Consider the following 18,020-nt stretch of genomic DNA (forward strand, 5'->3'; position numbering starts at 1 on the left):
AATAATATCACATAGTTATTCTGCTTGTCAAGATAATTGATTAGGGGTGGAAGCAATATGAGCAAAAAAGAAGCGGAAGAAAAAGTCCAAGAACAAAAGAGAATAAATTTTGTACGAAAAGAAATCGATGATAAGCTGAAATTAATGGAACAAGACATCCATTCTATTGGCGGGGATGTAACGCAATTACGTTCTACCTTCTGGGAAGATGTTACGGTTAACCTCGATGAACCAGATGATGTAATCGAAACATTTACGAGTATTAAGCAGCAAGCAGAACTACTTGGAGAACGTGAGCGAACGTATGGGCAGATTCATCAACAGCAGAAGGTTCTTCAAAAACTGAAAGACTCTCCTTACTTTGGCAGAATTGATTTCGATGAGGTCGGAGAAGGAACGGAAGAAATTTATATCGGTATTGCTTCTTTTATGGATAAAACGAATGAAACATTTTATATATATGATTGGAGAGCTCCAATTTCCAGTGTCTATTATGATTATTCGCCAGGACCAGCGTCCTATCAAACGCCGGGGGGGAAAATAGACGGTGAATTATTGTTAAAAAGGCAATTTATCATTCGTGATGGGAAACTAATCAGTCTATTTGATACTGGAGTTACGATTGGAGATGAGCTACTGCTTGAAGTACTTGGCAATAATGCCAATTCCATGATGAAATCAATTGTTGCGACGATTCAAAAGGAGCAAAATCAAATTATCCGCAATGAAAAGAGTAAGTATTTACTGGTACAAGGTGTAGCAGGGAGTGGAAAAACATCTGCAGCATTACAACGTGTTGCCTATTTGTTATATAAGCATCGAGATACATTGAAATCAGATAATATTATGCTTTTTTCACCCAACCCTCTATTTAATAGCTATGTTTCTACGGTATTACCAGAGCTTGGGGAAGAAAATATGCGCCAGTCCACTTTTTTTGAATATTTACAGTCACGAATCGGAAAATCTTTTCAAGTAGAGGATTCCTTTTCCCAATTAGAATATTTATTAACGGAAACAGATTCCGATAAAAAGCAAAGTAGATTAAAAAGTATTCAATTTAAAAGTAGTGTAGAGTTCAAAGCGCTGATCGACAATTATTTAGAAGGATTACATAAAGATGGTATGCTATTTAAGGATATTGTTTTTCGCAAAAAAGTGTTTATATCAAGTGAAGAAATGACGAGGAAATTTTATGAGATGGAAAGCCATATCTCCATTCCAAACCGAATGCAATTATTAATTGAATGGGCCCAAAAAGAAATGAAAAAGCACGCAAAAGCGGAAAGAAAACAGCGCTGGGTTGATGATGAAATTGAATTGCTGGATAAAGAGGAGTACTTGGAAGCATTTCATGCAGCAGAAATGAAAAATGGTAAAGAACAAGAATTCGATTATTTTGATCAAGAGGAAAAGTTTTTACGGAAAATTATTGTCAATAAATATTTTAAGTCTATTTATGCAGCCATTAAAAAATTGCGCTTTATTGATGTTTCTGCAATGTATAGACGTATTTTTCAATTAAGCTGTCCGGAACAGCTAACAAAGGATGAATGGCATAAAATTGGAGAGCAAACGATTTCAATCCTGAACCAAAGAGTATTATCGTATGAAGATGGAACACCTTTTGCCTATTTAAAGGATAAGATTGAAGGGAAAAAATCTACGTCGGGCATTCGTCAGGTATTTATTGATGAAGCACAAGATTATTCTGATTTTCAAATTAATTACTTAAAAGAACTTTTTCCGAATAGCAAGATGACGCTTCTTGGGGATATTAACCAAGCAATCTATGCCCATCAACATAATGAGATAGTCGGTAATGGAGAAAGGGAAGATGTAGAAAGTATTGTATTAATGAAAAGCTATCGATCGACAAAGGAAATAGTTGAATTTACAAGAGGGCTTGCTGTAAATGGAGACAAGATTGAACCATTTAATCGCCATGGAGAAAAGCCGAATATAGTAAGTGTTATGGATTCAACTAAGAAATTAGACGATTTATTAGTACGAATCGTAGACTGGAAGAATAACGGCTATAAAACGATAGCAATTATTTGTAAAACGATTAAAGAAAGCAGCCAAGTGTACGATTTGCTTAACCAGAAACTAGATGTTCGTTTTATTCAAAAAGGGACTACGTCATATGAAAAGGGCATTTCCGTTATTCCTGCATATCTTGCCAAGGGGATAGAATTCGATGGGGTTATTCTTTATAATGCTTCAAGCTATCAGGGCGATTTAGAAAAAGAACTGTTTTATACCGCCTGTACTAGAGCGATGCACGCATTGGCAATGTATACAGAAGAAGGTAATCTTAATCCTTATTTTGAGAAGATAAAGAAAGAGACTTATGAACTGATTGAAGTAAGATAATATTTTTCATAGAAGGAGTTAATTGCTGTTAGAAGTGATTGAATCTAATTAAAAAAACTGAGCAGCCTGAATACACGTAGACCCCACAAAAGCGATGTGTATTCAGGCTGTGACTTTAATTAGTACATATCTTTGATGAATATTCTAGTTAGAAAGCTCGCTATCATGATTTTTGATTGCTTACCAAACTTCTGCAAGTTCAAACCAATAATGGCAAATGGTTTCTAGGCCTTTATCGTAATTTTCTAGATGGAAATGCTCATTTGGAGCGTGGAAATTTTCGTCTGGAAGTCCAAATCCCATTAATACAACAGGCAGGTTTAATATTCGGTCAAATACTGCAACTATTGGAATAGAACCTCCGCCACGTGTATAAGAAGTTGGTACTTTGTATACTTTTTCATACGCTTTTCCAGCTGCTTGAATCGCTTTATGATCAAATGGCGTAACAAAAGGAGTACCTTTATCAAATAACTGAATCGTTACTTCCACACCCTTTGGTTTATGTGCCTCAATATGTTTCTCTAATAATGCAACAATTTCCTCTGGATCTTGTGCTGGAACAAGTCTACATGTAATTTTTGCACTTGCTTCAGAAGGGATAACAGTCTTAACTCCTGTTCCTTGAAAGCCACCTTTAATTCCATTGAGTTCAAGAGTTGGACGAACCCAAAGTCGTTCAATTGTGGAAAATCCTTCTTCGCCGAAAAGAGTAGGAGAGCCTGTTTGCTCGATAAAAGAGTCATCTGAAATTTGTAATGCTTCAAATGCTTCCTTTTCTTCCTTTGTTAAAGGGGTCACACGATCATAAAATCCTTCTACTGCAATTACTCCATTTTGATGATGAAAGCTTGCTAATAATTCGCTTAATGCTGCGATTGGATTTTGAATGGCTCCTCCAAATAAACCAGAATGAAGATCACTTTTTGGTCCTTTAACATGAATTTCCATGCCGCATAAACCACGAAGACCATAGCATATTGTAGGTTTCCCTTGTTCGATCATACCAGTATCAGAAATAACAATAACGTCAGCACCTAATAGCTCCTTGTTTTCTTCTACAAATTTAGGTAAGGTAGGGCTACCAATTTCCTCTTCTCCTTCTATGCAAAATTTGATATTTACAGGTAGAGAGCCTGTTGTTTTTAGAATCGCTTCAACTACTTTAATATGCATGAAAACTTGTCCTTTATCATCACTTGCCCCTCTTGCATATAGCTTCTCTTCTCGTATTTGTGGGAAAAAAGGGGGAGTATCCCATAATTCAAGTGGATCGACAGGCTGCACATCATAATGCCCATATACTAAGACAGTTGGTTTTCCTTCTGCATGGAGCCAGTCGGCATAAATAACTGGGTTACCATTAGTCTGATAGATGGAAGTATTTTCTAAGCCTGCATCAGAAAGGGATTGGACCAACCATTCAGCTGTTTTTTTAATATCCTCTTTATGCTCAGGAAGGGCACTGATACTTTCTAATGATAAAAAGGCGAATAATTCCTCCAACTGGTCTTTTCTATTCTCTTTTAAATAATCTTCAATCATTTTCATTCATTTATTCCTCCAATTATTTCGATATCAAAAATAAATTCGCTCAAGTTTGGGGAATATCCTCTTTTTTAGAAAATAAAATATATTGAAAAATCGAATTGGATAATGTAAACTTACACTATTAGTTAAAATAGTTAAAAAGTTTAGGTGGAAAGGATGCAGGGGATGCAAAAAAACACGATTGCTCTTTTTAATCGCATATTAGAATTATTATATTCGAAACAATACATATCGGACGAGAGTTATACAGACATAACCGCTGGGTTTAAGCGCTATTTAGCGGATGAAGAGAAAAGAGTAAGGGAGGCAGGGGAAACCAAGCAAAAGGAAGCAGTAAAAAAAGATATGGAAAAGAAAGAGCCGGTAAAACAAAAGAAAAAGTATACGGCTGAACAGTTGCGTGAACGGAATATAGGGGTGATGCTTTACTTAGGCGTAGCGCTCTTGCTAATAGGCGGATTAGTCGTAGCCACAAGCAATTGGGACTCCATGGCTGGGTGGATGAAAGCAGTATCTATCTTTTTTGTGTCGATTCTCTTTTTTGGGGTCGCTTTATTATCGAAAAAAATCATTAAGATTGATCATACTGCATTTGCTTTCTTTCTCCTTGGGAGTCTATTCCTTCCAATTGGCTTTGTTTCGATTAGCTTTTTTCAGCTAGCAGGAGATTACCTTTCTATGTATGGAGAAGGACGATATTTACTAGGAGTAATCGCGGGATGCGTGCTATTCCCCGTTTATGTTGCATTAGCTTTCTATTTAAAGTCTCGTTTATATAAAGTACTAACGATTGGGACAGTAACTGGGACGGTTGCTTTTTTACTTGCCTTTTTACCGTTATCCCAAGATGGATTTTTCTTACTTTTGATAGTCTATCAATTTATAACAGTATATGTTTTATTAAAGCATCATCATTTGAAATGGATTCAATATTTTCATGAGGAGCTTACTCCCATTGTCCAAGTACAATTAATCTTAACTGCTTTATTTATGACCTTTCTTTTTGATAATAGTGTAGTAAATGGTTTTTACTATTTGGTCATTAGTGCTCTATTTATGATGACAGTAGCGTTGACGAAAAGAAAACATGATCATTTTCTCATAACGATTGCCATTTCTTTTGGTCTTTATCGAATTTTCACCTACCCATTTCTTGAAGATTTATTACCAATCGCTTTTGCTTGTTTTAGTATTATCCTTCTTTCTTTTGTTTTTATCTTAAAAGGAAAAATGGAATGGGGAAGGGTTTGGGAGTTTACAAGCTTTATTATTGCTCTTTTAACGTTTTTAGTTACGATTATTTTTTATGGGGAACTTTTTCTCGATGGAAGTATGTATTTAGTGTTTGCTTATCTCTTATTGGCAGTAGAATTTTTGCTTTTATCGAAAAGACTAGCATATACCTTAATTCGATATTTGCCAGTTTTCTTTTTAAACTTAGCATTATGGAATATTGCTGCACTCCTTCAGTTAATAAACGACGTCGACAGTATTTTCCTCGTCAGCTATGGGATAAATATAGTCTTATTATTTATACTCGGAATTTATAATAAAGGGCATTTTTTACAAATTATTAGAAGGCCATCCGCTCTATATAGTGTTTGTTGGATGGCAATTCTTGCTTTTCTAGCAACCGTGATTTTTATTGGTAAGTGGTATATTCCATTTATGATAGGAGGATTAACGCTAAGTCTGTTTGCTGGAAAGAACTTGGTAACGAATAAAACATATAAGCAATTCCTTTCCTATGTCATTCCGATTACTGTATTTGGCGTTTATTTTACGGCAGCAGAGGCCATCCGAATTTTACAAGAACAGGGACTTCCTTTATCGATTGCTGTAGCGAGTATACTCACTATCTTATCAGGGAGTCTGTATGAAAGAATGGATAAGAAGATGGGGAGAATTGGCTATTTCCTTGGCCAAATCATGTATGGGTTTGGTTTACTTTTCATTTTTGAAACCTTTTATATGAACAAATGGGTTACAACAGGGTTGTTTTTATTGTCAATACTTGTATTTTATGACCTGTATCGAAAAATCAAGCATATTCTAGTTTCTTGGTTAATTAGTCTTGTTAGTTTGATTAGTTATTTTGCCCTAGTCGATTCTATTTGGAGTAGTGGGAGTTTCCTTTTTGAAACGTTAATGAAATATGGGTGGATAGGGCTGTTTGTGATTGCATTTGGCTTGAAAAATACACCATTTAGACTTCCATTCCTGACGATTTCCCATATGTATATAATAGGAAGTATTGTCATTGATCGTTTGTTTATAGGAAATGATTCCTTTCTTCCGTTTATCTTTTCGTTTATTGCCTATAGCATTAGTGTGTATTTGGTTGCGAATAAATATGGAAAAATGGTTTTTCGCTATGGGAGTTACCTATCCAGTTATCTCTTTTTTGCGACGATTATCTCTATTGATTTTGCCGGGGGAAATTCTTATAGTCTCGCATTTCTGATTCTGTCGATCGTTTTATTTATTGGTTATTTCGTTGTCAAGGAAAAAGCAGAGCTTATCTACTTTTTCTTACCATTTAGCATAATAGGGATTATCTTTTGGTTGTTTGCGACACCGTTTACAGTGGTAACTTATTTTGTTATCTTGATTTATCTTGCGGTTGTGCTGATTATGATTCATAGAGAAAAGCTACATCTTTTCTCACTAGCTGGAGTAGTTTTGCTGCTTATTAATAATGAAATACTGATGTATGCGAAGAACTTTATCTCATTTGATCGCTATTTATTTTCTAGCGTTTGGGCAGTCTTATTTCTGTTTTTAAGCACAACCATTTATTCTTCGATATTTAAATGGAAGGATAGAGGGGAAAAGTGGATTGATTTTTATCTTTTTGGAAGTATAATCTCTACATTATCCTTGTATTTAATGGATACAATCTTCAAAATGGATATCGTAATACCAGGCTTGATTCTATTTTTCCTTATCTTGATCCAGATTAAAAGAGTGGGGAAAGAAATCCAATGGATTCCTAAGCTTGCTAGCTTATTTTTATTGTTATTGCCGTATTATTCCTTCCTCACGATTATTTCCATTCAGAAATATATTGTGACAGAATTAGTTGTATTACCGTGGATTGTCATTATGATTGGCACGAAGAAAATAATAAAAAATCAGAAGGAGACATTAGGTTATTTGGAATGGGGAGTTGTTAGCATCATCGCCCTTATATTAGCAATCGATGGATATCTTTCCCATACTATTTACGACGCTATAATATTGGGCGGCCTTGCCGTTATTTCCATTCTTTCAGGATTTTATTTCCGATATAAATCCTATTTCTTTGTTGGTATTGGTGTATTAGTTCTGAATGTATTGTTACAAACAAGGCCATATTGGGGCAATTTCCCATGGTGGGTGTATTTATTAATTGCAGGATCGATTCTTATTATGATTGCAAGTATTTACGAAATGCAAAAGCAAGGCAAGCAGCCAAAAGCTGTGACAAAGCTGCTTGATTGGAAAAATAGATTGCTGTTATTTTTAAAGACATGGAAATAATAGAGTGGCCTGAACGGTATAAAGATCAGGCCTTATTTTCCAACTAAATCGCTTGTTTTTACTAATTCTGCCGTTACGATATATCTCTTCGGTGCGTTTCCAATAAACGAAAATGGATAGCAAGTAGTTAACGTGAGGATTGGTCTAGATTTTGGGCTAAGAATGGTAGTGTCATTCGATGCTACAATGGAAAACTTTGTGATCTTATATTCATAATCTATTTCCGATGTTTTGAGGATTACTGAATCATTCTTAGCTAAATCCTTTAGAAATCGAAAATAAGTATCACGATGTCCTGATAATACGACGTTATTGTTTTCGCCAGGTAAAGCGCTCTTCCGATAATGACCAGCACCTTTTTCTAAAATCTTTGCACTTGTACCTTCATAGACGGGAATACTCTTCTTTTTACTTGGAATAATGATAGCTCCAATTTTTTCTCCTGGTTTTACCATTTGTAAATTGCCTGTCATCTGTCTGCTTTGTTGGAGGGCAGGCTGCCTTGTAATGGTATCAGTTTCCCTATAGCTAGCAAAAACATAAAGAACCAGCAATAATCCTATCAAAATGAAGAGTTGCCCAAGCTTCTTACTGTTATTTTTCATATGATGCTTTCCTAAAGGTTAAAAACATACCAATCAATAATAATATATACCCAATACAGAAAATGACAGGGAGGGGAGAAGCTGTATTTGGTAGCTGGGCTGCATAGAGAGTACCTAATTCTTCCGTTACTTCGGTCAACGCTACCATTTTATCCACTGCTTCAACAGAGGAAATCATGTCTTGTGTCACGACTGCGTCTCCAATTAAAGTATCGCTTCTAGCATTATATAATTCAATGGCGATGGTTGTATCCAAATGTTGATGAAACAGGTCGTTCAATGTAAGCTCTTTTCTTTTTCCATTATCATCAATGCTAATTAAGACTGGCTTCATTGCAGTTGTCGTAAAAAAATCTTGCCAAAAATGATTTAATGCTTGACTGTCTTTGTCACTTATCCCGCTTTCCTGATCCATCGCTTGGAATGTATTTAATTGTTCTTTCCATTCTGCTACTTTTGCTGCTAAAAGGGAAGGGTTTTGTTTATTTAAATGACCGTAAAATTGTTGTTTTTCTTTGTCATCTAACCCGATATTTTCAAGAAACTTTTCTAATTGAAGCATTTTCTCTTCATGATTTTTATAAAAATCAATGGCTACCTCTAAATCTTCTAAAAACCAAAAATCTTCTACACTTTCATGAAAACCTGCTAATAATATATCCAATTCTTCTCTTGTCATTGTATTTTGGACAAGCAGATGATCAAGATTTGTAGGCGTGATTGGCGTCCCAAGCTGCCTTTCCAATAGATGAATATTATCAAAATCATGAACCTTTAATCCTTTAAAGGTTAAATATTCTTCTAAATCATCTGTTGTCCAGCCGAGTTTATTAGCTAAAGTCTCTACTTCCTTATTGCTTGGAGAGGCGAAAACAGGTGCCACTTGCAGGAATATCCCACAAAAGAGAAGTAGAGAAGTAAGAATTTTTCGCATTAACACAAACCTCCTCCACATATATATTGGTAGTGTTTGTCAATTTATGAAAATAATACGTGAATAAGAAATTATATTATTGGAGATCGAAAAGGCAGTGAAAATGAAAAAAGGTTTCTGCTTTTAGCAAAAACCAAAATGCAATTAACAAGCACACTTAAGTTAACAAAAAGTGGGGATTTTTCAAGTAAACCCACTTATTTAAACTGAAGTGGAGGAGAGATAATAGATATTAGTTTAATAGGTGAGCAATAATGCAATAGGTATAGCAAAAAAATAAAGATATCAGCCAGAGCGAGGCAAGTATCAGCCAAACACCAACCAACCATCAAAAAGGCAGAAACTTTATTGCAGATTCTGCTTATAAAATGATTAATAGACTAAGCTTCAAGATCCCGAGATTTCGTTACTCAGTCTTGGTTCGTGACCAGAATGCTCAAACGGTACCTTTCCAGGATTTTAATGGATGTTTAACTCTGATAACTAAGTGGATTGTCGACACATCATATAGACGCTAGTATTTTCTTCCATTAATAGTGTATTATTTAGTCAAATCTAATTCATAATGATAAAATTGTGTATCTTGTTTATATCCATTCTTTTCATATAATCTTTGAGCAGTATAATTATCTGGAGCTGTACTGAGACTTAAGCTTTTGGCATTTGTTTTCATTGCGTATTCTTTGGCACTTTGTAAAAGCATTTCGCCAATTCCTTTCTTTCTTGCTTTTTTCTCAACATATAGATCATTTAATATCCAAGTTTTTTTCATAGATAATGATGAATAGGAAGGATAGAGTTGCGTAAATCCGACATAGTTATCTTTGTCCTGAACGACTATTATTACGGATTGATTCCTTTCCATACGTTCTTTTATAAAAGTTATGGCACTCTCTATATCGGATCCTTGTTTATAAAACTGCCGATACATATTAAATAAATTTGCCACTCCTTCTAAATCTTCGATTGTAGCTTGATATATTCTCATCTTACTCTCACCTCATTAAGTGTTTTTTACAATTAATCATATATTAAATCGTTAATAATATATTTTCTGTCGTATTTAAGCATACCTATGTTACAAGTCCATATTAATTGTTCGTCCAGGAGTAAATTTTACAGTCTCATTCAATATGTTTTCTTTTGCCGTAATGCTACTTGGAGAAATTTTATAAATAGCTGTTTTACTCCCTAGTGTAGGAGTGTATTTTTCTAAATGGGATTTAGCCAGTGGTTTTTCATAGTATCCAGGTACATATTTATTTAGCTTAGCTTGCATGACATCTCGGCTTTCGTTGAGATCTTCTAGTAGTTCAACTTTCCCAAATATGATTACACTTATATAGGCGGTATCTACTTTAGCTGGAATCGGGTTGCTCATAACGCCGCTTGCTTCACTGACAGTAAAGCAAGCATGATTGTTTTTACGGATAATCGTCGTTTTTCTTCCTTCACTGGCACCGTGAAAGTATAGGCAATCATGGAACCATACATAATTTAGTGGGATCACATAGGGGAGATGCTCATCTACTAATCCGAGATGGCCAATATTTGTATTATGTAAAAATTCATTGATTTTTTCTTTATCCGTCACTTCCCTTGTCAATTGTCGCATTTCATTCATATTTTCAACCTTCCCTTCCATTTATTGTTCCTTCATTTTAAAATAAAAATAGTCATTTCAATAGGAACAGTTTAAGATGATTTAATAGGTACAGATCGAAAAAATTGATTAGGAGGGAAGACAGTGAATATTGCCATTCATTTGCATAAAGATAGTAATGAACCAGTATATATGCAATTGTATCACTATTTTAAGACAGAAATCTTGGCAGGAAAGATAGAAGCAGGAACAAAGCTACCATCGATTCGTTACTTAGCTAGTGTTTTGCATATTAGTAAAAATACGGTGATTGATGCATACCAACAATTATGGACAGAAGGGTATGTAGAGAGCAAAGAGAAAAGTGGATATACTGTTGTGAGATTACCTAGCTATGAATATACAGCTACTCAGAAGAAAATGGTACATAAAGAACGGTCTGAGAAGGACATAAACTATTCATTAGACTTTCATTATGGTGATATTGACGAGACTACTTTTCCTATTAACGCTTGGAAGAAGACGATAAAAGCCGTAATGGAGGACAATCAGTATAATTGGATGATGTACGGAAATAAGCAAGGTGAATTAATATTAAGAGAAGCATTGGTTGGATATTTATATAGATCTCGCGGAATTCAGACGACTGCCGATCATCTTGTTATAACGGCAGGTACAGAACATTTAATTCGTCTCGTTCTATCCATAATGGACAAAAAGTCATTATGTATTGGAATGGAAGAGCCAGGATATGATGGAGTACGAAACGTATTTAAGGAGATGGGGCTTCCAATCTCTTCTATCCCTGTAGTAGAAGAGATTGGGCATGACTTGTCCGAATTACTAAACAGCTCTTGTAATCTGACTTATCTTACTCCTTCACATCAATTTCCTATAGGAAGAATAATGCCTATATCGAAACGGATTGAGCTGTTAAAGTGGGCAGAAAGAACGAACGGGTTTATTTTAGAAGATGATTATGACAGCGAATTTCGTTTTCAAGGGTCTCCCATACCGAGCATGAAAGCAATTGATCAGCATGATCGAGTCATTTATATGGGGACATTTTCAAAAGCATTTTTGCCTTCTTTAAGAATAAGCTATATGATTTTGCCCAATGCTTTACTTGAAAAATGGAAGGAACAAAGAATTACAGACTCTCAATCGAGCTCGCCGCTCTTACAGCAGGCATTAGCAAGATTTATTCAAACCGGTGACTTTGAACGCCATATTAAGCGCATGCGCAAGGTTTATGAAAGAAAATATACCATTTTAATCCAATCTATAAAACAGTATATGGGAGATGCTGTAGAAGTAATCAGTGAAAAAGCTGGTTTGCATATACTCATTCGTGTTCCTTTAAATAAAGAAGAGCGGTTTCTAGCAAAGGCAGAAAAGATAGGAATAAAAATATACGCAACGAAATCTTATTATGCTGAGAAAAAAGATTGTTATCCACTGTTGCTTGGCTTTGGGGGATTGGAAGAAAAAGAAATAGAAGAGGGAATTCAACGCTTAGCAATTGCTTGGTTTAATTAAGGGAGGAATAGTTTTGGTGTCGGTGATGACGTTTTTTATAGGGATATTAGTTGCATATGCTACTTTTTTTGTATTGAATAACTATTTTTCCTATCCCGTAGCTTTAGAAGTATTTATTTGTTTTATGCTAGTGTTTGTGATTATGTACATAACAACATTGGTTCGAATAAACGCAACGAAAAATATGAATAACTTGGAAAAGCTATTTAAAAAGAATGACAAGCATGCCTATTACAGTTTTATCTATGCGATCAGCAATAAAGACGATAAACGAATGATTACAAGTTATCGGAAGCTTATCAAACAGAAAAAATATCAACCACAATATGCTCTTTTCACAATTATGTTTTCACTTTATTTTGGTAAAACATTAGGTCTTCGAGAAGAAGTAGAGAAAATAAACCAACCAGAAAGGAAGACATATTATCAAACATTGGTATTAATCCACGAAAATAAACTGGAAGAAGCCAAGAACACGATGAAAGCTATCAAGAAAAAATGGATGAAAGAAGCACTATTAGCGGAAATTGCGTCACGAGAAGGGGACGACAAAATGGCGAAAGAGCATGCTAAAAGTGCTTTAAAGCATACAAAAGGCATCCAATATTATGTGCTAAAAAAAACGTATGAAAGAGAATCTTTCTTATAAAAATTGAATCGGAATACTAGTAGATTGTAATTTATTTTGCCGCTTTTCTTTCTTAATGAAAATTTCGAGAATCTGATTAGTGTACACAGCATGAATTGGATTTTGGGTAATCGGAATTGGAAAATCAATTGTTCTCCTTTTTTCCTCATGAGAAATAGTATCTTGAAGGATTGCTTTAATGGTAAGGAGATTCTTTTCAACGGAAAGGTGGATATCGCTAGGCTGACAATTGGGTAACAATGCTTCGACAATATACTCCTTCTCTGTTTCGTACACATCAATTCGAAATTCTGTTTCATCCAATACGGAAGTCAGTGGATCAAGAAAATGATTTTTAAACCATTCATCCATTAAATGAATCCAGTTATCATCCTTCATATATAGTCCTCCTTAGTATATTTAGCATATTCTCGATTCATAAAATGGTGACAGGAATTATCATTAAGATTGTTGGATTGGATTTTTATTTGTAATGGAACTTAGTTTTAAAGTTACCTATATTAGGAACATAAAAAGGAACTTGTTTTGATGAAACAGTTCCTTTTTGAGTATAGGAGAAGATTGAACGTAATGTCCAACAACCGAGAGAGGTTAGGGTGGGAATGATGAAAGGGAAAAAGCTTTTTTCTTTTATTAAAAAATGATTTACTAAAATATTTACTAGGGGAAATTCTGTTGAAAATGAACGAATCCTTGTATCGCGATATTAAAAAAGAAAAGAAGATAAAAAATTATGAGAAAAATTAATCTTTTTACTTGAAAGCCTTTTCATAAGGTGTTATTATTCGTATATATCCGGTAATTATATTTGTGATTTTAAGAAAAACTTTACTACATGTAAAAGAAAAAGAAGAGGGTTTTAAAAAATGGCAACGATTAAGGAAATTGCGGATAAGTCGAATGTATCAGCATCAACCGTTTCAAGGGTTTTAAATAATGATCATACACTTACCGTTCAAGCAGAAACAAGGGAACGCATACTTCGGGTTGCCAAAGAGCTTGGATATGAAACGATCTTAGAAAGAAGGTTAAAGCAAAGGCAACTTAGTTCGAAACATGTAGGGATTATCCTTACTCAATCATTGGACGAAGAAATCAGTGATCCTTATTTTCTTTCTATTCGCCAAGGGATTGAGATGGAACTTGCAAGCAATGGCATCAACACAGTTACTTTTCGACTGCATGAAACAGAAGGCAACCAGATGATAGAAGGGCTAGATGGGCTAATTGTTGTCGGGAGAGTAAAAGAGACAGCGCTGAAAGCTATTAGTCAAGTGGAAAATGTCGTTTACATAAACCATTCCCCAAATGAAGACCTATATGATTCGGTAGGCATCAATTTTGAACGAGCAACAGAAAAGGCGTTAAAGCACTTATTAACTTCTGGTTACAAACGGATTGGCTATATTGGGGGAAAGGAAATGGAGCATCTGAAAAACCAGAAGCTTATTTCTGAAGATAAGCGCCTTACCACCTTTGAACGATTTATGAAGAAACAAAACTTATTTGACGAAGATGCCGTCTTTATTGGGGAGTATACAATGGCACAGGGATATAAATTGATGCAAAAGGCCATTCAAGTATCCAAGCTACCTGAAGCTTTTTTTATTGGCAGTGATCCAATGGCGATAGGAGCTTTACGAGCTTTACAAGAAGCAAATCTTAACGTCCCTAGTGATGTAGCCATTATTAGCTTTGATGATATTGAAGCAGCAAAATTTGCAAGTACGCCATTGACGACAATCAGAGTGCATACAAGGGAGATGGGAAGAACTGGGGTAAAACTTTTACTAGACCGTTTAAATGGCAGGGAACTTCCGTTGACTATTACTCTCCCTACAGAATTAGTAATCAGGGAAAGCTGTGGTGGGAAATAAGAAGAATTCTTTTTAGGAGGTGATGTGAATTAGGTATGAAGCGTATTTTGTATGATTAATAGCCCTCCTGGCACCAAAGGCTTGATGCCAGGTTTACAAGTGATGGCAGTCGCTTGTAATGGGCAAAAACAGTAAACTCCACCAACGAAAGGGAGCTTAATTCTATTATATAGATGCTCCTAGAAACCAGCAAGAGAACAAACTCGAAATTTAGGCGAATGTACCCAGTTTTTTCGAAAATGAATTTTTTAGGGGGCGTTATTCATGAAAAAGCTTTTAAAAACGATGGTCATTGCGGTTGTTTTAACCACTATTGCAACCGGATGTAATAAAGCTTCAAATGGAGAAAATGGGGATAAGACTGTTGTTACATTGTATTCGACAGTGACAAATGAAGCCGATAAAACTACTCTACAAAATGTTGTTGAAAAATTTGAAAAAGAAAATCCAGATATTGATATTAAAGAAAATTATCCTGCTGATGGTTATGAGGGCATGCTCCGTGTTAAGATGGCTGCTAATGATATGCCAGACCTATTTGATACGCACGGATGGGCGCTCCACCGTTACGGGGAATATGTAGAAGATTTGAAGGATATGGACTGGGTTAAAGATCTTGATCCAGCGCTTAATCAAATTTTAATTGATGGAACTGGCAAAGTGTATGCATATCCTCTTAATCAGGCAAAGGATGGACTTACATATAATGCCACTCTTTTAGAAGAGTATGGAATCACTCCTCCATCTACATTTGATGAATTTATGTCAGCACTTGAAACGATCAAAGATAAAGGAAAGGGAGAAGTGACTCCACTTTGGTTTGCTGGCTCTGATAAATCCGCATTCGGGCAGTATTTTGATCAATTTTCTACACCATTATTAATCACAGGTGAGAAAAACTTCCAGAAAGAACTATTAGATGGTACGTTTGATTGGTCCCATTATACCTATTTACCAGAAAAACTAAAAGAAATGCAAGATAAGGGACTTCTTAATGAGGATGTGTTAACTGCTCAAAATCATCAAATGGTAGACTTAATGGCTCAAAATAAAATTGCGTTTATTGTCGGTGGAGGTATGCTTGGACCTTCTGTGGAAGAATTAAATCCAGATGTTAAGCTTGGTATCATTCCAATGCCTGTAATTGAGGAAGGTGACGAGCCAAGCTGGATTGGTGGCGAGCGTCATACATTAGCTGTCTGGAAGGACTCTAAAGTGAAAGAAGAGGCGAAGAAATTCCTAGAATTTATCTCTCAGCCGGAAATTGTAAAAGAGATTGCAGAGGGTACTTCCCTCCCAGCAGGCTTGACGAATACGGAATCAAAAAACTATTACTCTGATTCTTACGAAACGTACAAGGACATTAAAGTGGAGCCATATTTCGACCGCGTCTATTTACCAAGCGGCATGTGGGATCCAATGGGAGCTACAGGACAAGAATTACTATCTGGCACTATGACGCCGGAAGAAGTTTCGAAAAAGATGGCGGAAGAATATAAGAGATTGTTAGAGCAAAAGTAATAGACTAACGAACCGTAGGAGGGAACAAGTTACATTAGTCTCGCCTCTCAATCTAAAATTCTAGGAGATGGTTACTTTGATAAAAGTAGAGACAAATAGGCAGCCGAATACCAGTTCTTCAGTAGAAATGAAAAGAAGCCGTAAAAAGCGGAAGGAATCTTCGCTTTGGTGGATGTATCTCCCAGCACTAGCTGCCATCTGCTTTTTCATTTTTTATCCTTTTTTAAACGGTATAAAAATTTCTTTTACAAACTGGAACGGGTTTTCACAAAACTATGATTACGTTGGGTTCAGCCAGTATTCGAGAATGCTAAAGGATCCGGATACATGGCTGGTTGTAAAAAACACCCTTCTATATGGTATCGGCAGTACTGTATTACAGAATGTAATTGGTTTGGGGTATGCCCTTTTATTAAATCAAAGCATTCGCTTGAAGAATTTTACTAGGACAGTTGTGTATCTGCCAGTCATTATCAGCCCGCTGATCATGGGATATATCTTTTACTTCTTCTTTGCCTTTCAAGGCGGGGCACTTAATGATTTCCTTGTATTTATCGGATTGGATAAAATTAATGCCCTAGCTGATCCGAAAATTAATATTTGGTTGATTGTTTTTGTTAATACCTTTCAATTTGTAGGAATTGCGATGATTATTTACCTGGCTGGATTACAAAGTATATCAAAAGACTATTACGAAGCAGTTCAAATAGACGGAGCGTCTAGTTTTCAGCAATTTAAAAATATCACTTTGCCAATGTTAATGCCTTCTATCACGATTAATATGGTTATTAACATCATTGGCGGGCTGAAATTGTTCGATGTGATTATTTCGTTAACAGGCGGCGGACCGGGGTATGCTTCTCAATCGATGTCCACGTTCATGTATGACCTTTATTTTAATCGTCAGGATGCAGGGTATGCTGCAACACAAGGGGTATTTATGGCAATCATCATTTTGATTCTTAGTTTGGCAGCGCTTGTATACTTCAAACGAAAGGAGATTGAGGCGTAATGGACTATATGAATAAAAAGAAAAAATGGCTTCTTTCTTTAATAGCTCTTTTGATTGCTGCCTTTCACTTAATCCCTTTCTATATTTTGATAACAACAGCGCTAAAGGCGAGGGGAGATTTTAGTTCAAAATGGGTTTTTCCAAAGGAATTGAATTTTGCGAACTTTTCAGAGGCTTGGGAAATGGCGAGTCTTGGCAATGCTCTTTGGAATACTACGATTATTACCTTTGTGAGTGCAATATTATTGATAATATTTGGCTCCTTGGCAGCATATCCATTAGCCAGAAGGCAAACGAAGCTGAATAAAATTGTTTTCATGTTCTTTATCGCGGTAATGGTTATTCCACCTTTAACTGCTTTAGTTCCACTTTATAAACTTGTGGTTGATATAGGAATGATGAATACCCTTGAAATTGCCATCTTGAATAATGTTGCCTCATTCCTGCCATTAACTATTTTCTTGTATTCAGGCTTTATTCGCTCGACTATTCCGAAAGAATTGGAAGAAGCAGCAAAAATCGATGGAGCAAGTACCCTAGGTATTTTTTTCCGAATCGTATTCCCGCTGTTAAAGCCTGTTACTGCATCTATTTTAATCATTGCCTGTGTGTTCATTTGGAACGATTACCAATTTGCTATCTTCTTCCTTCAAGCAGAGGAAGTGAAGACAATTACAGTTGCTTTGGCAGGATTCTTTGGGGAAAATGCTAACCGAATGAATCTTGTAGCTGCAGCAGCGATTATGGCTGTTCTGCCAATGGTTGTGTTGTTCCTGCTATTGCAAAAGCACTTTGTTAAAGGATTAGCATCTGGATCAATTAAAGGATAAA

14 protein-coding genes are annotated in these 18,020 nt (G+C 35.6%); 8 read left to right on the forward strand and 6 right to left on the reverse strand.

The features are described 5' to 3' along the window. The first annotated feature begins 57 nt into the window (after positions 1–57). On the forward strand, positions 58–2,376 hold the full coding sequence (helD, locus tag RTL21_RS04975; protein WP_312093926.1) for an RNA polymerase recycling motor HelD: 2,319 nt from the start codon (positions 58–60) through the stop codon (positions 2,374–2,376). A gap of 180 nt (positions 2,377–2,556) precedes the next feature. Here helD and RTL21_RS04980 read toward each other — a convergent pair whose 3' ends face one another. Beyond that, positions 2,557–3,927 (reverse strand): dipeptidase, encoded by a 1,371-nt coding sequence (locus tag RTL21_RS04980; RefSeq protein ID WP_312093928.1) that lies wholly within the window; start codon positions 3,925–3,927, stop codon positions 2,557–2,559. Positions 3,928–4,083: 156 nt separating this feature from the next. On the opposite strand from RTL21_RS04980, the gene RTL21_RS04985 reads away from it, so the two are divergent. Then, positions 4,084–7,449, forward strand: coding sequence for a hypothetical protein (locus tag RTL21_RS04985; RefSeq protein WP_312093930.1), 3,366 nt, complete (start codon positions 4,084–4,086; stop codon positions 7,447–7,449). A 32-nt stretch (positions 7,450–7,481) separates the two neighbouring features. Here the strand turns inward: RTL21_RS04985 and RTL21_RS04990 are convergent, their stop codons facing one another. The 4 genes from RTL21_RS04990 to RTL21_RS05005 all read right to left on the reverse strand — a co-directional run bounded on the left by RTL21_RS04990 (position 7,482) and on the right by RTL21_RS05005 (position 10,612). Beyond that, positions 7,482–8,054: a class D sortase gene (locus RTL21_RS04990; protein ID WP_312093932.1), complete on the reverse strand. Its 573-nt coding sequence runs from the start codon at positions 8,052–8,054 to the stop codon at positions 7,482–7,484. Further along, entirely contained in the window at positions 8,044–8,988 is a 945-nt protein-coding gene (locus RTL21_RS04995; RefSeq protein WP_312093934.1) for a processed acidic surface protein, read from the reverse strand. The genes RTL21_RS04990 and RTL21_RS04995 overlap by 11 nt, the downstream gene beginning before the upstream one ends. A gap of 541 nt (positions 8,989–9,529) precedes the next feature. Further along, positions 9,530–9,976: a GNAT family N-acetyltransferase gene (locus RTL21_RS05000; RefSeq protein ID WP_312093936.1), complete on the reverse strand. Its 447-nt coding sequence runs from the start codon at positions 9,974–9,976 to the stop codon at positions 9,530–9,532. 90 nt (positions 9,977–10,066) lie between these two features. Next, on the reverse strand, positions 10,067–10,612 hold the full coding sequence (locus RTL21_RS05005; protein WP_312094027.1) for a pyridoxamine 5'-phosphate oxidase family protein: 546 nt from the start codon (positions 10,610–10,612) through the stop codon (positions 10,067–10,069). A 123-nt stretch (positions 10,613–10,735) separates the two neighbouring features. Between RTL21_RS05005 and pdxR the strand changes: the two genes are divergently transcribed. Both pdxR and RTL21_RS05015 read left to right on the forward strand, forming a co-directional pair. Further along, the gene (gene pdxR / locus RTL21_RS05010; RefSeq protein ID WP_312093938.1) at positions 10,736–12,130 is read left to right on the forward strand and encodes a MocR-like pyridoxine biosynthesis transcription factor PdxR; all 1,395 of its coding nucleotides are present in this window, start codon (positions 10,736–10,738) and stop codon (positions 12,128–12,130) included. Between the two features lie 25 nt (positions 12,131–12,155). Beyond that, positions 12,156–12,779: a hypothetical protein gene (locus RTL21_RS05015; RefSeq protein WP_312093940.1), complete on the forward strand. Its 624-nt coding sequence runs from the start codon at positions 12,156–12,158 to the stop codon at positions 12,777–12,779. Here RTL21_RS05015 and RTL21_RS05020 read toward each other — a convergent pair. After that, positions 12,774–13,157: an Hsp20/alpha crystallin family protein gene (locus tag RTL21_RS05020; protein ID WP_312093942.1), complete on the reverse strand. Its 384-nt coding sequence runs from the start codon at positions 13,155–13,157 to the stop codon at positions 12,774–12,776. The genes RTL21_RS05015 and RTL21_RS05020 overlap by 6 nt on opposite strands. 488 nt (positions 13,158–13,645) lie before the next feature. Here RTL21_RS05020 and RTL21_RS05025 point away from each other — a divergent pair, with 488 nt between their 5' ends. From RTL21_RS05025 to RTL21_RS05040, 4 genes are all read left to right on the forward strand, one after another. Beyond that, entirely contained in the window at positions 13,646–14,656 is a 1,011-nt protein-coding gene (locus tag RTL21_RS05025; RefSeq protein ID WP_312093944.1) for a LacI family DNA-binding transcriptional regulator, read from the forward strand. Between the two features lie 264 nt (positions 14,657–14,920). Next, complete coding sequence (locus RTL21_RS05030; RefSeq protein ID WP_312093946.1) at positions 14,921–16,177, forward strand: ABC transporter substrate-binding protein; 1,257 nt, start codon at positions 14,921–14,923, stop codon at positions 16,175–16,177. Positions 16,178–16,304: 127 nt separating this feature from the next. Continuing rightward, a complete protein-coding gene (locus tag RTL21_RS05035) occupies positions 16,305–17,189 on the forward strand; it encodes a carbohydrate ABC transporter permease (RefSeq protein WP_312094029.1) in 885 nt (294 codons plus the stop codon). After that, entirely contained in the window at positions 17,189–18,019 is an 831-nt protein-coding gene (locus tag RTL21_RS05040) for a carbohydrate ABC transporter permease (RefSeq protein WP_312093948.1), read from the forward strand. The genes RTL21_RS05035 and RTL21_RS05040 overlap by 1 nt, the downstream gene beginning before the upstream one ends. The last annotated feature ends 1 nt before the right edge of the window (position 18,020 follow it).

The sequence above is a fragment of the Niallia sp. genome, assembly GCF_031978665.1.
GTDB lineage: Bacteria > Bacillota > Bacilli > Bacillales > Cytobacillaceae > Niallia.

Excerpts from the sequence above, each read along its gene's own strand:
- helD (WP_312093926.1), top strand. The coding sequence starts at position 58 with ATGAGCAAAAAAGAAGCGGAAGAAAAAGTCCAAGAACAAAAGAGAATA.
- RTL21_RS04980 (WP_312093928.1), bottom strand. The coding sequence starts at position 3,927 with ATGAAAATGATTGAAGATTATTTAAAAGAGAATAGAAAAGACCAGTTG.
- RTL21_RS04985 (WP_312093930.1), top strand. The coding sequence starts at position 4,084 with ATGCAGGGGATGCAAAAAAACACGATTGCTCTTTTTAATCGCATATTA.
- RTL21_RS04990 (WP_312093932.1), bottom strand. The coding sequence starts at position 8,054 with ATGAAAAATAACAGTAAGAAGCTTGGGCAACTCTTCATTTTGATAGGA.
- RTL21_RS04995 (WP_312093934.1), bottom strand. The coding sequence starts at position 8,988 with ATGCGAAAAATTCTTACTTCTCTACTTCTCTTTTGTGGGATATTCCTG.
- RTL21_RS05000 (WP_312093936.1), bottom strand. The coding sequence starts at position 9,976 with ATGAGAATATATCAAGCTACAATCGAAGATTTAGAAGGAGTGGCAAAT.
- RTL21_RS05005 (WP_312094027.1), bottom strand. The coding sequence starts at position 10,612 with ATGAATGAAATGCGACAATTGACAAGGGAAGTGACGGATAAAGAAAAA.
- RTL21_RS05015 (WP_312093940.1), top strand. The coding sequence starts at position 12,156 with ATGACGTTTTTTATAGGGATATTAGTTGCATATGCTACTTTTTTTGTA.
- RTL21_RS05020 (WP_312093942.1), bottom strand. The coding sequence starts at position 13,157 with ATGAAGGATGATAACTGGATTCATTTAATGGATGAATGGTTTAAAAAT.
- RTL21_RS05025 (WP_312093944.1), top strand. The coding sequence starts at position 13,646 with ATGGCAACGATTAAGGAAATTGCGGATAAGTCGAATGTATCAGCATCA.
- RTL21_RS05030 (WP_312093946.1), top strand. The coding sequence starts at position 14,921 with ATGAAAAAGCTTTTAAAAACGATGGTCATTGCGGTTGTTTTAACCACT.
- RTL21_RS05035 (WP_312094029.1), top strand. The coding sequence starts at position 16,305 with ATGAAAAGAAGCCGTAAAAAGCGGAAGGAATCTTCGCTTTGGTGGATG.
- RTL21_RS05040 (WP_312093948.1), top strand. The coding sequence starts at position 17,189 with ATGGACTATATGAATAAAAAGAAAAAATGGCTTCTTTCTTTAATAGCT.